Annotated in this window: 10 protein-coding genes; 4 read left to right on the top strand and 6 right to left on the bottom strand. The window is 35.1% G+C overall.

The genetic code is table 11. The features are described from left to right. Positions 1-7: 7 nt before the first annotated feature. A complete protein-coding gene (gene rsgA, locus MKX37_RS09860; RefSeq protein ID WP_002086103.1) occupies positions 8-1,057 on the bottom strand; it encodes a ribosome small subunit-dependent GTPase A in 1,050 nt (349 codons plus the stop codon). A gap of 182 nt (positions 1,058-1,239) precedes the next feature. After that, on the bottom strand, positions 1,240-1,767 hold the full coding sequence (locus tag MKX37_RS09855) for a DinB family protein (protein WP_002168592.1): 528 nt from the start codon (positions 1,765-1,767) through the stop codon (positions 1,240-1,242). 196 nt (positions 1,768-1,963) lie between these two features. Here MKX37_RS09855 and MKX37_RS09850 point away from each other — a divergent pair, with 196 nt between their 5' ends. Both MKX37_RS09850 and MKX37_RS09845 read left to right on the top strand, forming a co-directional pair. After that, positions 1,964-2,311 (top strand): DUF4257 domain-containing protein, encoded by a 348-nt coding sequence (locus MKX37_RS09850; protein ID WP_000426320.1) that lies wholly within the window; start codon positions 1,964-1,966, stop codon positions 2,309-2,311. Positions 2,312-2,395: 84 nt separating this feature from the next. Further along, positions 2,396-2,620, top strand: a complete 225-nt coding sequence (locus MKX37_RS09845) for a hypothetical protein (RefSeq protein ID WP_002012407.1) — start codon at positions 2,396-2,398, stop codon at positions 2,618-2,620. A gap of 30 nt (positions 2,621-2,650) precedes the next feature. Here the strand turns inward: MKX37_RS09845 and MKX37_RS09840 are convergent, their stop codons facing one another. Both MKX37_RS09840 and MKX37_RS09835 read right to left on the bottom strand, forming a co-directional pair. Further along, entirely contained in the window at positions 2,651-2,854 is a 204-nt protein-coding gene (locus MKX37_RS09840) for a hypothetical protein (RefSeq protein ID WP_002126967.1), read from the bottom strand. A 19-nt stretch (positions 2,855-2,873) separates the two neighbouring features. Then, a complete protein-coding gene (locus MKX37_RS09835) occupies positions 2,874-3,809 on the bottom strand; it encodes an aldo/keto reductase (RefSeq protein WP_078422279.1) in 936 nt (311 codons plus the stop codon). Between the two features lie 107 nt (positions 3,810-3,916). Here MKX37_RS09835 and MKX37_RS09830 point away from each other — a divergent pair, with 107 nt between their 5' ends. Then, entirely contained in the window at positions 3,917-4,225 is a 309-nt protein-coding gene (locus tag MKX37_RS09830; protein WP_002012403.1) for an ArsR/SmtB family transcription factor, read from the top strand. Positions 4,226-4,534: 309 nt separating this feature from the next. On the opposite strand, the gene galT is transcribed toward MKX37_RS09830, so the two are convergent. After that, the gene (gene galT / locus MKX37_RS09825; protein WP_078422280.1) at positions 4,535-6,025 is read right to left on the bottom strand and encodes a UDP-glucose--hexose-1-phosphate uridylyltransferase; all 1,491 of its coding nucleotides are present in this window, start codon (positions 6,023-6,025) and stop codon (positions 4,535-4,537) included. 785 nt (positions 6,026-6,810) lie between these two features. Between galT and MKX37_RS09820 the strand changes: the two genes are divergently transcribed. Beyond that, a complete protein-coding gene (locus MKX37_RS09820) occupies positions 6,811-10,311 on the top strand; it encodes an endo-alpha-N-acetylgalactosaminidase family protein (RefSeq protein ID WP_078422281.1) in 3,501 nt (1,166 codons plus the stop codon). 251 nt (positions 10,312-10,562) lie between these two features. On the opposite strand, the gene MKX37_RS09815 is transcribed toward MKX37_RS09820, so the two are convergent. Further along, positions 10,563-14,939 (bottom strand): endo-alpha-N-acetylgalactosaminidase family protein, encoded by a 4,377-nt coding sequence (locus MKX37_RS09815; protein WP_078422282.1) that lies wholly within the window; start codon positions 14,937-14,939, stop codon positions 10,563-10,565. Positions 14,940-15,306 lie beyond the last annotated feature (367 nt).

The following is a 15,306-nucleotide window of genomic DNA, read 5'->3' as shown; positions in this document are numbered from 1 at the left end:
TGGTTTTTTACATTTTTTTATGTTGTTTAGAAATCTTTTTCCATCTATCTCGTTCCGCCCTTGCCAGAGTAATGTTTTGTTTTCTCATAACATATGCCAATTCTCTTTGCAGCTTTTTATAGCTTAGTAAGCGCTCTACGGGTATAGTTCCGTTATCTATAGCATTTCGCACTGCACATCCTGGTTCACCTTCATGTTTACAATCTCGAAAGCGGCAAGTATTTGCAAGATCTTCAATATCGGAAAATGTAGTTTGAATTGCCGTGCTTCCTTCCCAAAGCTGAAGTTCCCTCATACCAGGCGTATCAATTACTAAACCGCCACTCGGTAATTGGAACAATTCACGGTGAGTTGTCGTATGCCTTCCTTTACTATCTTCTTCACGTATATCTCCGGTTTTTGCTACATCTGTTCCTATTAATGCATTTAATAAAGTAGATTTCCCTGCACCTGAAGATCCAACTAAAGCAATTGTTTTTCCTGGTGAAACAAATTGTTGCAATAATTCTATTCCGACGTACACTAAGCTATCAACAACAAATATAGGAACACCGATTGCTACCGCTTCAGTTTCTGCAATTTTCTGTTCCACATCTTCACATAAACTACTCTTCGTTAAAACAATAACAGGCATTGCACCGCTCTCATAAGCCACCAGCAAATAACGTTCCATCCTTCTTACGTTGAAATCATGGTTAAGTGCATTCACTAAAAATAGATAATCTACATTTGTTGCGATAATTTGTTCTTCAGTTCTGTTACCAGCTTCTTGTCTTGAAAAAGAACTTCTTCTCGGAAAAATACGGTGAATAATTGCCTTTTTCTCATTTTCTATTTTCTTTATATATACCCAATCCCCAACTGCCGGATAATCTCCCTTCGTTAACGCTTCATGACGAAACTTCCCAGACAGTTCCGCTACATATTCACCATCATTACAAATAATCCGATATATATGCTTATGCTCAAGTAAAATACGCCCTACTTCATAGTTCTCTACAGCTTGTTCTTCAAAAAAAGAATCCCATCCGAAAGATTCTAAAATATTTTGATCCAAATTGATATCCTCCCTAGTTTGAACTTAGTGGAAGGATTGTGCGCTCACTTATAGAGTATCGCCCTTTCCGTCCACCTTTGTATTTGGTTTATTATTCATATAAGTTAATTTCGCCATAATACATCACCCCGTTCTAATTTTAATTACTCTCATTATATGGAATATCCCATTAAAAAGCTACCTTATTTAACGTAATTTTCAAATAACTTATTTTTTAGCATTTTAATTTGTCCGCGATGACTAATTTCATCTTCTAGCACATGAAACCAAAGGTAGTGCTGATTATACGCTACGCCATTAGGCCACTTTCTTTCTGACATTAGCCATTCGTCATCTTGTTCACTCAAACACTTTAGTGTTTCTTCTCTCACTTTTTGCAAAAGTTGTACATAATACGGTATGTCATAGCCACGAATAGATTTCCCTGCTTCCCCTAAATACAGTGCATCTTCCCATATTTCTAATTCTTCTTTTGTAAAGTCACGCTTTTGAAATGAAATAAGCTGATGTGCTTTTTCAATAGCTGCTATATGCTTTAGTAACGCTCCGATGGAATTCCCTCCACTCGGCATAATTAAATCTAATTGCTCAACTGATAGCTCGTTTATTTCCTGTAATGTTACAGCCCTCGTATGTTCCAGCATGCTTACTAATTCCCCTATATTTTTTGTATAACCATCTACACTTCTTATTCGATAATCTATATTCATATCACGCACCCCTTTCTACATTCATATTAAGGAATAACCGCTTCATATAATAGACTGAAATATATCAGATTTTTCTGTTATATTTAAATTGAATACGAAATAAACCTAAACAAACTTTCTCAATATGCTTATATGAAATATTAAAAGGAATCAATATAAAATTATCGAATCTTATTCACTAAAAGGAGTGGATTCGATGGAAATGTATCAATGGCTAACCGCAGTTCTCGTTGGTGGCATTACTGGCTTCGTTTCCCATCTAATCAATAACCAAGGCAAGTTATTGCTTCCACGCCGTTTAAAAACTTTTTTTCATTTTGGATTTTTAACTGATATTTTTACAGGTAGCCTCGCCGCACTTCTTGGACTCGTTTTATTCGATGTCACCTTAATAAAAGAAATTATAAAAGTCTCCATTGTGACCGCTATTTCCGGTCAAACGTTTTTACTTCACCAAGCTCTTGGTGGTGAACAGGCTAAAAATACGCAAATTGGGAAAGCTGATGAGAAAATCCAAGAAATTGACAAACTATTACGACGTTAGTCTATACTTTCTCTAAAAATTATTGTTATAATAAAAAATAAATATTTTCTATTGCGTCGTTTGTCAGAAGAAAGGGTGTTTCGTATGACAAAAAAGAAAATAGAAGATTTCTTAACAAACACCGAAAAAGAGGAACTGCTAGAAAACTATAAATGTTTACGAGAAGCCCGCACAAAAAGCGAAGCTAACTATTTTGGTGAGGCAGTAGACCATCTATTAAATAAAGTAAAAAAACGAATTATTGAAGAAGCAGGAATACATGATGAAAATGCGGCAACAGTTCAATCTAAACGAAAAGCACTGTTTTAGCTAAAACAGTGCTTTTTATTACGGCATTTTTCACATTACTTTCACATCTATTTCACAAATATAAGTAGTCCTATATGTTAAACTAAGTATATCCTTTTCCAAGGAACTATATGCCGATATATAAATCCCTATCTCTTTAGGGATTTTTATTTTTGGATTCCCCATAATTTTATTACAATACATTTCTATTATTTGTCTACTTTTTTTACCCCCTGCACTCAAAAGCTCCTTCATGTATTTCTTCTCTTTTTAACTAATCTTCTAAAATAGATTCAATCTCTTTCATAACTTTTTCATTCAATGAAACATCCACTGCTCTTACACTTTCTCTTATTTGCTCCGCTCGTTTCCCACCAGGAATAACAGTATCAATTCCTTTTTTATTTAATAGCCACGCTAACGCTAAATGTGATACTTCAAGATTCATTTCTTTAGCTAAAGCTTTTAACATCTCAACTTTTTTAAAGTTATTTTTATATGTATTTTCTTCAAATAGATTTACACTTTGACGCCAATCGCCTTCGTTTAATTTGAAATCTTCTGTATATTTCCCGCCTAGTATCCCAAAAGCAAGAGGTCCGTACGGTATAAATGAAATACCTGATTCTATACAATATGGCAAAAGTTTTTCCCCAGCAGCACGATCCAACATATTATACGGTGATTGTACAACATCTATATGTCCGTGCTGATTCGCTTCTTTTAATTGCTCTACATTTACGTTAGATATTCCAATTGAACGAATTTTCCCCTCTTCTTTTAGGCGAGTAAGTTCTCCAATTGAATCTATGTAACTTGTTTCAGGATTTGTAAAATGTAAATAATATAAATCAATATAATCAGTTTGTAATCTTCTTAAGCTATTTTCCACAGCATTTCTTAAATAGCTTGGTTCATTATTAATATGAACCTCTCCATTTAATAACGGTTGAATTCCACCTTTTGTAGCAAGTACAAACTCGTGGCGTTTTCCTTTTAATACTTCTCCTACCAATTCCTCGGATCTACCGAAACCGTATGAATCTGCTGTATCAAAAAATGTAATCCCTTGCTGAATTGCTTCTTCTATTAATCTTTTTCCTTCTTCCTCATTCACATCAGCATATAAATTATGTCCCCCAACAGCGTTTGTTCCTAACCCCAACTTCGAAATATTTAGTCCTGCCTTTTGCAATTTTGTATACTTCATTTTTTACCCCCCTATATTTCTATTGTTCGATTATATTCGAACAATAGAAATATACCACTTTATATGTTATAGTGCAAATATATTAACTTATACAAGCAGGTGAAAAAATGCGTACTCTCTATCATCCAAATCGAGAAGAAATTCAATTCTCTTCTGTCTTATATGCACTTAGCGATCAAATTCGTTTACAAATTGTAACTATGCTACTAGAGAAAAATGAACAATCTTGTGGTGCGTTAAACATTCCAATTGCGAAATCAACTTTATCTCATCATTTCAAAGTGTTACGTGAATCTGGTGTTATGTTTACACGACTTGAGGGAACGCAACGTTTCATTTCAATTCGTGAAGAAGATTTAAATACTAGATTCCCTGGTTTATTAGATGTTGTAGTACATGCAACAGAACCGTACTAAAAAACATCTCATATGAATATGAGATGTTTTTTAGTTTTTGCTATTCTTTTAATAAAATGCAACTCTAATCAGTCGGAAATTTGTTCATCACACACTAGGAATATATGCGTTTCATTCTTTTTACTTTATTTTTGTACTGGATCCTTTGGACACTTTAATTATTTGATTACATTTTATACACATCATTAATATAGGGCCACCTATCTGTTTCAATTCCTGTAGTTGCTTATGCTCACACTCCTCCATATTATTACCTCCCTTATCATATAATTAGGTCATTTGTAATCACCATAACTACCAGATCCATTCCTAATTTAAGTTCTGAATAAAACGTTTAAAAGCCGATATCCCTTCTTCGTCTCGTTTAAAAACACCAGCATCTTCAAGCGCCTGTATAAATTTCCGTCCCACTTCTTCTTTTATAATTTCCTGTACATTTTGTTCATTTATCCGATTGTCATATTTGTTTTTTAGTTGTTCTGCCCATCGTATATGAGGCGATGGAATATCACTTGGAATGTTAAGTAAGAATTTTTCCACTTCCTGAAGTTCTGTTTTTAAACGAGCAGGAAGTACAGCTAACCCCATTACTTCAATCAGACCGATATTTTCCTTTTTAATATGTTGTATTTCCGCATGAGGGTGGAAAATACCTAGCGGATGTTCTTCACTGGTACAATTGTTTCGCAAAACTAGATCCAATTCGTACATACCATTCCGGTAGCGGGCAATCGGCGTAATCGTATTATGTGGAACATCATTCGTAAATGCAAATGTATTAACAGAAGGGTCACTATATCCCTTCCACCTCTCTAATATGTACTCCCCTGCATTTACTACTTGTTCTATATCGTTACTTCTTAAACGAATAACTGACATGGGCCATTTAACAATAGAACATTGGATTGCTGGAAAGTTGGTTAGTTCAAAGACCAGGTCGTTCGATGCATTTGCCATAGCAAATTCATAGTTTCCGCCTTGATAGTGGTCATGTGTTAGAATAGATCCTCCTACAATTGGCAAATCTGCATTAGAACCAAGGAAATAATGCGGGAATTCTTCTACAAATTTTAACAAGCGTAAAAATGTTTGACGGTCAATTTTCATATCGCGGTGTTCTGAGGACAATACAATACAGTGTTCATTGAAATATATATACGGAGAATACTGTAGAAACCAGCTTTCATCTGTAAGATTCATACGAAGCATACGATGATTCGAGCGTGCAGGATGTCCAATTCTGCCCATATATCCTTCATTCTCAATACAGAGTAAACATTTTGGATAACCCGTACTTTCCAATACTTTTTCTCTTGCAATTTGTTTTGGGTCTTTTTCCGGCTTTGATAAGTTAATCGTTATATCAATGGTACCGTATTCCGTATTTACTTTATAATTTATATTTTTGGCAATTTGCTTCATTTGGATATAGTTGCTGTTTTTACTTAATTCATAGAAGTAATCTGTCGCAGCCTTCGGATTTTGTTCGTATTTTTCATAAAATAGAGCATTGATAACGGACGGTTTGGACATAAAAACATCCATAATTGCACTTGCTAAAATCTCCTTCTCATCCAGTACTTCCTCAATGACTTTATGCATACAAGCATATTCAATTAACTCTTCCAATAACTCCGAAATTGCTTTCTTTGCGGATGCGGGCGCTGACGCTTCCACTACAAAGTCATCTAAACGAAGTAAGGAAAGGATTTTATTCCTTGTATATATTGCATCTTCTTGTTCAATCAATTGAATTTCAATAGCACGATCAATTAACTGCTGGATAACTTGATATATCATCAGCATTTACCTCCTCTAGCCTTATATCGGTTTATGTTGTTGCGATACGAGTTCCATGTACCTTTTATAATTTTATGAACAGACGTACGGGATAACCACCAGCCTAATATACATTTCGCTTTCTCCGAAGAAGCTATTAGCATACTTGAATCGCACGTTTAGCAAGCTATTTTGTTACATTATACGTACGTAAAAACACTTCTACAATCAACATCTTGTCGTATTTTTTAGACATCTTGCTTTTCATTTTTAACATCTCACTAAAAACATAAAAAGTAACATTTCTGGTAGAACTATTTCCGACGATTCAATGAACACAATGTGGTCTATCTCCACCGAGATAGACCTTTTAATCACAACATTACACTAGCTATAAAACTACCTTTATACCTCTGTGTCTCTCCCCCTAAAGCCACCCCTTTAATAATAAACGTATCTGCTCCGGTATCGCCGCCGTTTAATTTTTAATGAGCTTCTCAAATAAAATAAGACGGATCTCCTAGCTTTATAAGCCAGGATTATTTTTTATTTATCTTATTTTCAACATTACAAAAAACAATATTTCTAAAAAACAGAGCAATATCTCTCTTGTGTAAGCGTTTCACAAAAAGTAATCTATGGGTACAGATAGATATTGGAAACTACTTCTGGTTTTAATAGATTCTCAACTACTATACAGGCTTCACATTCTATCAAAATATTAAGTTTAATAGACCATAAAGTAATCTATACCTGTGAAGAACCATAAATATCAAAAGTGCCAAAATGGAAACGAGGGGGTACATATGAAAAAATCAAAAAAGAAGTTCAGGAGGACAATTGCAACACTTGTAACGGGTTGTGTCGTAGGTTCTACTTGTTTTACAAATGGTTCCCTAATCCACGCTGAGGGAACAACGGATACTAAACAAGCTGCAAGTCAAATCATTCCACAAAGTCCACATACGGTTATTTCATCTAATCAAATGAACGTTCTTGTTGATGTGAATTTTCCAAGAGTCATTCAATACGATTTAAAATCTGGAAATGGAGCAGGAAAGACTTTTTACGGACAGACTGAAGCATTAGATACAATCCTTATTAATGACGTAGCAGTAAAACCAAAAGTAAAAGCAAAAGTTTCATCAGATAAAGTTGTATATGAGATGACGTTAATAGATACTAATAACAATATCTCTGCGGTTATTACTGCTGAGATGGTTGTTAAAGAGAATATATTAGAATTTAATATTACAAAGATCGTCGACAACAATATCGTAAAAACTATTGAAATTCCAAATCATAATTTAATTTCTGTAAATAACAGTCAAAAAGATGCAGTGCTAGATGGCGTACAGATGTCAACAAATACACATATCAATGGTGACAGACAGGTAAAGGTTGATGAAAATTTAATTACGAAAGATGAAGAGCAAAAAGGATATATGTATGCTTTTCTTTCTACTGATGAATTAAGTGCAAGTATATGGTCTAATACGGAGAATAGTTTAGTAAAAAAATTGGCTCCAGATTCCTATGCTGCAAAGACTGATGCACAAAGAATTACGGCTAATGCTACGACTAATAGTGCAGGAAAAAAAACAATTGGTCTAAGTAGTACATTCTGGACGTATCAAAAGTCAGAAGAACATCGTAAAGAAGATGGCACTCTAGAGCTAAAGGATGGGACAGTTAATAAGGTAGATGAAATGCCGTCTGTGAAGGTTATCATTACTGCTGACGCTAATGATGATAAAAAGATAAACTGGCAAGACGGAGCAATTGCTTATAGGAAAATTATGAACGAACCTCTAGGGGCAGAAAAGGTTCCAGACTTAGTTGGTTACCGTGTTAACATGAACTTTGGCAGTCAAGCCCAAAATCCTTTCTTAATGGCTTTAGACGGAGTGAAAAAGTTTCATTTAAATACTGATGGACTAGGACAATCTATTCTACTGAAAGGTTATGGTAGTGAAGGGCATGATTCTGGTCATTTAAATTATGCTGACATTGGAACCCGAATTGGCGGTGCAAAGGACATGAAAACATTGCTAACAAAGGGTAAAGAATATGGGGCAACTTTTGGTGTTCATGTGAATGCAAGTGAAACATATCCAGAGTCAAAATATTTCCAAGAAGATCGTTTATTAAAAAATCCAGATGGAACTTATAAGTATGGTTGGAACTGGATTGATCAAGGAATAAACATTAATGCTGATTATGATTTAAGAAATGGCAGAGCGCAACGATTCAAAGATTTATATGATACTCTTGGTGGCAAGAAGAATGATTTAGATTTTATTTATGTAGACGTTTGGGGTAATGGACAGTCAGGTGATAATAGTACATGGCCGAGTCGTCAATTAAGTAAAGAAATAAACAGTTTAGGTTGGCGCTTAGGCAGTGAGTGGGGATATGCGAACGAGTATGATTCCACATTCCAACACTGGGCAGCCGATTTAACTTATGGTGGCTATACCCTAAAAGGTATTAATAGTACCATCACTCGTTTCATTAAAAACCATCAAAAAGATGCATGGATTGGTAACTATCCTAAGTATGGAGGCGACGCGGATGCTCCATTATTAGGCGGCTACAGTATGAAAGACTTTGAAGGATGGCAAGGTAGAAGTGACTACAAAGCGTATATTGATAACTTATTTGCGGTGAATATTCCAACCAAATTCATTCAACATTATAAAGTAACACAGTGGGAAGATGGAAAAGCAGTTGAAATGATAGATGATAAACAACAAACTTACAACTGGGTACCAGGTATGAAGACGGTATTAAAGGACGAATTAAGTGAAAATACACTTTCAATTGAAAGAAAATCGAATGATTTTGCAAATGATAAAGATGGTTATCGAACAAGAACTATGACATTAAATGGTAAGCAAATATTTGAAGGTAGACCTGGTGACGAAAAGTATTTATTTCCATGGTCTTGGGATCAAAATGGCCAAAAATTATCAACAGAGAATGAAAAATTATATCACTGGAACACAAACGGTGGAAAAACAACATGGACTGTTCCAACTGGTTGGCAAGGTTCAGTTAAAGTGTATGAGTTAACAGAATTAGGTAAAGAGAATATGAAAAATGTTAAAATTGAAAATGGAAAAATCACATTAGATGCAAAAAAATCTACTGCATATGTAATTTATAAAGGGCCAAAATCCAACAAAGATGTTAAATGGAGTGAAGGAATGCATCTTATAGATACTGGATTTAACAGCAATTCCCTAAAAGATTGGAAAATCAAAGGAGACTCAAAAGCAGTTAAGATTACGAAGAGTGAAGGTAATAATAATATGCTAACAATCTCCAATAATAAAAAGAAAGTAAATGTTACCCAAAAATTAACAGGACTAAAACCAAATACAAAATATGCTGCATATGTTGGTATAGACAACCGAAGTGAAGCGCAAGCAAGCATAACGATTACTTCTAACGACAAAAAGTATACAAATAGTACTGGCAAATCTATCGCTAAAAACTATGTAAGAGCATACGCACATAATACACTAGGCTCTGAGCAAGCAAAAGCTGATGGTCAAATGACTTCAACTGTGGATGGAACAAGTTACTTCCAAAACATGTATGTGTTTTTTGAAACTGGTAAAAAAACATCAGATGTAACCATTGAGTTATCTAGAGATGTTGGAAATGGTGCAAGTTACTTTGATGATATTCGCATCGTGGAAAGTAGTGCTGAAAACCAAGTAAGCAGTAATAAATTTGTACAAGACTTTGAAAATGTTGTACAAGGCATCTATCCGTTTGTAATTGGTAATATTGAAGGCGTAGAAGATAATAGAACACACCTGTCTGAATTAAATGCACCATATACGCAAAGAGGTTGGAACCAAAAAATAGTAAATGATGTTATCGCAGGTAAATGGTCACTTAAAACGAATGGACTAACGGAAGGTGATTCTCTTGTGTACCAAACTATCCCTCAAAATTTCACATTTAAACCAGGGGTAACGTATAAAATTACTTTTGATTATGAAGCAGGTAGTGATGGAACGTATGCAGTAGTGTCAGGTAATGCTCCATTTGAAGAAAAAGGAGTATTAACTAAGGAGGAATTAAAATCAACCGCAAGCAGTGATAAGAATGCAAAAGCTGGCACATATTCCTTTACTTTAACAGGAGATAAATCGGGACAAAGCTGGTTTGGCATTTATTCCACTAATAAAGCAGCTACTACTAACGGTGTGAAAGGCTCGCAAGCTAACTTTAATGGTTACAAAGATATTATGCTTGATAATCTAGTTATTGAAGTAGTGTCAAATAAATAGAATCAGTTGTTATAAATAGAAAGAGGTTGTCTCAAAAGGTCATTACAAATGATCTTTTGGAGACACCTTATTTTTTTATACTCTATAAACATAAGAGAATCGTTCCTTTCTTTTCGTAATTTGGTTGTGGTGACATACTTATATCAAAAAGAGGTTAACCCATATAGCTACTCAGCTACTTTTGGGTCAACCTCCTTTCATTCACGATATTACACTAACTATAAAACTACCTTTAACTTAAATCTAGACCTTTACCTCTGTGTCTCTCCCCCTGCAGCTAGCCTTTCAATACGTAAATTATCTAAAATAAACGTACCTGCTCCGGTATCCCCGTCTAAATTCGTTCCATCACTGAAAATTCCGACATAAGTTTGACCGTTCTCAGAACCTGTCACAGTAAACTCTGCTGTTTTTGTATCAGTAGATGCAGTAAGAGTGTTATTCACACTCAATCCCTTTGCACTCGCAATGTCTCGAACATCAATTTCTTGATCCCCTGAAATAAAGCGGAATGCATTTGCTGTTGTTTGATAGTCAAATGATACTTTATAAGTTACGCCATGTTCGAAACGATAATTTTGAGGGATAGTACGGTACAGCAACCCTTTATTTCCAGTGTTCACTTTAACAGACCAATTCCCACCTAATACATCGTCGACTAATTTTTTACCTGCCCAGCCTTTTTGCGTATATGGAGCATGCAATTCCGACAAATGAATTCTGTTGTCTTCTATACCTTCTGTGTTACCAATAACTAATGGGTAAATTCCTTGTACCACCGTTTCAAAATCTTGTTTAAATTCCGTCGGTGAGACATGATTCTTTAAGGACTTTTGAACTATCCGAATATCATCAAATTTTGTGTTTCCTTTTCCAGAATCACGGCTGAGAGTTAATGTAGCTTTATTAGATGCAGCTGTAAAGCTCACTTGCATGATTTGCATTTTGCTATTGTATCCATCATTTGAAGCATGTGAATCAGCCTTAACATAGTTCTTTTGCAGGCTGCGAAGTGTGTAATTGCTAACGTCTTCTTTCCCACCTGTTACCATAATTCCAGCCTTTACATCACTATTGTTTTCAACATATACCTCTGCTACATAATCTTTACCTGGTTCCAAACCAGTAAGAACACGGGAAACAGTTGTATCTTTTGACGGACTATCAATATTCAAGTAGTAATCTCCACTACTTAAATTACGGTTGCTTCCAGTTTGATTCGTTCTAACGACGCTTACAGCTTTGTTATCACCTTGAATAGTTGTATATGCACTTACTTTTCCTGTATTGAATCCCGCGTCATATATATGAGCACCCTTGCTCCAATCATAGTCAAGGATTTCCAAACCTTTATCTCTTTTTGGTACAACAACATAAGGAGTTGCCGCACTAGCTGTCAAAGTTACCTTATTATTTACTACCTTGACTTCTTTCATATCTGCTCTACCGCGATCCGTCAGTTTGTATACATAAACACTAGATACACCCTTATATTCATCTGGAAGTGTCCAAGTAGTTGTACCACCTTCCAAATTCCAGTGATACAGTTTTTCAGAATTAGAAGTTGGATTTTTAAAGTCTTGTTTCACCCAAGGAATTAAATAAGCTTGACCATCAAGTATAACATTTCCATTCAGTTTAATAACACGTTCCCTAGAATTGTCTTTTCTAGTTACATCGACAACATCCCCATTACTTGGGTCTTTCAATTTTATTTCTTTTTCTAAGTTTGTCTTGCTTCTATCACCTTCTACATCTGTCCAATTCGTTACATAATATTTTTGTAAGAATTTAGTAGGTAGATTAGTATCAAATGTCATGCGAATAAAACTTTCAAAATTCTTATCAGATTGCCACCCTTCGAAGCCAGCTAATTCAAATCCACCAAGCAATGGATGATCAGCAGTTCCACCTACTTCAGGCCAATTTAACACCCAAGAATCTCTTTGGTGATTGCTAATAAAGCGCAGTACTTCTGAGTTGATACCTTTGCTTTCCGGTCCACCGTAGTTTTTATCGGTAGCCCAGTGTTGCCACGTTGAATAATTGGCCATAGAACCACCAAATTCCGTTGTTAGTCTCCAGCCCCTATCTTTAAATTGATCTGCTATTCTATTTGATTCCCATTGATTTTGATACCATACATCTAAATAAATAAAGTCAAGATCTGAAACAGCAGCTTTCAATTCATCTAGTCTTTTCGCACGCGCTCCAGAATACAAATCTTTTAATTTATTAATTGTATAAGATTGATCTAACCATCCCCATCCTAAAGAATTTGGACGATCAATAAAATCATTGTTAAAAGCTTTCGCTTCAGGATAAACTTCTTGCGCATTTATATGGACACCAAATTGGGTATTATACTTACGCCCCTCTTTAATAAGCGTATCCAAATCTTTAACACCGCCCATACGCTCACCCACATTGCCATAATCCGGATGACCACTGTCATGTCCTTCGTTTGCATATCCTTTTAATAAAACAGCTTGCCCCAATTCATCTGTAGCAAGAGCAACCTTTTTAACATTATCTGCTGTTTTTAAGAATGGTTGTTGTACTTGTGATCCGAAATTCATGGCAATACGCATTCCAACATTATTGTTTACATCTTGATATCCTTTAATGTCTTGCATAATATCACGGTATGCAATCGCCGCATCCTGCCAATCTGTCTTATTATCAGTATTCAAATCTTTAGCGATAGCTATTTTAATAGTTGGCTTATTTTTTTGTGGTTCTGGCATAAAATCTCTTTGGTAATAGAGTGCACTAGAACCTATCCCCATTGCTTTCGCACCATTTTTATTTACATATCGATTTGCAACTAAGTTTTTATAGCCATCCACTTCTGAACTAGACCATACACCTGCACTCAATTCGTCAGTTGACAAAAATGCAGTATAATTTTTAGTAGATGTACCTATTTCCTCCATAGAAGAATCTACGCTCACATCCACATCACCTGATTTCCTAACATCAGTACTAATATTCGTTAATTTAGCTTTTGCACCTTTTTGCTCCGAATTTACTGAGATAACGTTCATATCAGCAAACTCAACTGTTTCAATTTTTGCACTACCATTATTTTTAATTTCATCGAAACTATAAATAACTTTATTATCATTTACTTTCAAAGATACTTTAAATACAGCATCAAGATTTTTAATTTCATCCACAACTTTTAATGTATATAGCACTTCACTATCGCTTAACTTTTCAAAGCTTACTTTAGGATAGTATAGTGCACCATTTACTTTCAATCCGTAAACAGGTGATTCTTGCCCATTCATTACTTTATCGCCAACTTTGTATTTCACAACTCGCGGGAATACTTGGTCAATAGTGACATCCATATACTTTGACTTTAATGTATCTTCTACTGGTGGAGTATCTGGAGGTTTTGGCGCACTATATTCCTTGATTTTAATATTAGAAATCATAATATCGGCAGCTCCTCGGCTTTTTTCAAACCCAAGTCCCCCCGCTTGATCTACACCACCTGTTAAAGTCCAAGAATCTACCTTTTTACCATCAATGTATAACGTTGCAACATCGTCCATGAATACTAAACGTAAATGGTATGTTTGTTTTGCTTTTAAGGGCACGTTTGAAGTCATCGACGTCCAATTGTTTATAGGTCCAAATGTTTCACCAAAATACTGATCGTTCGTATCCCCTGTTCCTACATATGTGTATGAAGATGCATTTTGAACACGATAGATTAATCCAAAGCGATTCATCTTATCAGTATTAGTAGTAACATCCGCTTCAAAAACACCATTTTTAATCGCTTTCATTTGGTTGTATACAATTCGATTCTTTTGGGTAGATGTAACACCGAAAGTTGCTGAACCATCTTCATTATAAGTAACTTTTCCGTCTCCTGAGATAATTTTAAAGTCGCCTTCTTCTAATTTATTATCCGTAATGTCGACAAGTTTTTCATCTCCTGGATCCGTGCCTCCATCCCCAGGTGCATTTCCTAATTCAATGAGTACTTGACTTTTTTTATCTCCAAAAGCACCGAGTTTAACCGCTTCCTTACCTGTAAGGAGGTTATTTACATCATTAGGTAACGTAACTGATCCAAATAAATCTTTTCCATCTAATGTAATATTCATAGTGGTTCCGTTATAATCAATTTTTATGGAATGTGAGGTCCCAGCCTCTGGAAGTGGAACATTCGGTCTCGTTTTTAACCAATCACCTTTTCCTTGATATTTGTATTCATAGAACCATCCAACTGAGTCGTAGCCTACAAAAACGAAGTTATTATTGTCAATATAATGAGGATAGAAACCAAATCTAGTATCTTCTCCCTTGGTTTCTGGAGTAAAGGTATACGCCATCGTTCCCGATTCTTTAGCGACTTTATTTTGTTCTTGAAAAATTGCAGCTTTAGCCCCATTATCATTTCCGGCACCTGCTCCAAGCCTAGCATAGGACTTCCCATTTTGTTCTATTATTGCATTGATTTCGTTTCCTCCAGATGAAATTGTGACCCATGGATTAGACATATTTGCTCCTACATGTAATGGCACAATCATGCTCACTAAAAATGTTGGTACAATTAGCACAAGTGCAAGAAGGGTATTAAAAGCTCTCTTGAAATGCTTATTCTCCAATTCCTCTCCTCCTTTGAATTTTAAATTTTAGTTAAAGACAATACCTGCACATTAATTTTTAAAATATACCAAAACCTAAAAGGTACCGCTTTCACTTATGTTTAGAATAGTTTTTTTCAATCGCCTACACAATAAAGATATTGTTTCTTTTTTTAGGTATATTGTCTTTCAGTAAAGCGCTTACACATTCTGGGTATTATCACCTTTTTTCAGCTATAGTTACTACTACTTTTACTGTTCTGGGCTTCCCCCCTAGGGTTTTCACACATGCTGGCCTTACTAAAAAATGAGCAGATAAATGTCTGCTCATTTTTCTTCATTCCGTTTAAAAATTGATTCTGATGCAAATATTTCTTAAAAATAAATG

Source organism: Bacillus sp. FSL R5-0709 (assembly GCF_038004785.1).
Classification (GTDB): domain Bacteria; phylum Bacillota; class Bacilli; order Bacillales; family Bacillaceae_G; genus Bacillus_A; species Bacillus_A mycoides.
Note: the sequence above shows the minus strand (reverse complement) of the source record. Positions and strands in the feature narration are given on the sequence as shown.

Coding starts and splice junctions, on each gene's coding strand:
- MKX37_RS09820 (WP_078422281.1), top strand. CDS start 6,811: ATGAAAAAATCAAAAAAGAAGTTCAGGAGGACAATTGCAACACTTGTA.
- galT (WP_078422280.1), bottom strand. CDS start 6,025: ATGATATATCAAGTTATCCAGCAGTTAATTGATCGTGCTATTGAAATT.
- MKX37_RS09840 (WP_002126967.1), bottom strand. CDS start 2,854: ATGAAGGAGCTTTTGAGTGCAGGGGGTAAAAAAAGTAGACAAATAATA.
- MKX37_RS09830 (WP_002012403.1), top strand. CDS start 3,917: ATGCGTACTCTCTATCATCCAAATCGAGAAGAAATTCAATTCTCTTCT.
- MKX37_RS09835 (WP_078422279.1), bottom strand. CDS start 3,809: ATGAAGTATACAAAATTGCAAAAGGCAGGACTAAATATTTCGAAGTTG.
- MKX37_RS09845 (WP_002012407.1), top strand. CDS start 2,396: ATGACAAAAAAGAAAATAGAAGATTTCTTAACAAACACCGAAAAAGAG.
- MKX37_RS09850 (WP_000426320.1), top strand. CDS start 1,964: ATGGAAATGTATCAATGGCTAACCGCAGTTCTCGTTGGTGGCATTACT.
- MKX37_RS09855 (WP_002168592.1), bottom strand. CDS start 1,767: ATGAATATAGATTATCGAATAAGAAGTGTAGATGGTTATACAAAAAAT.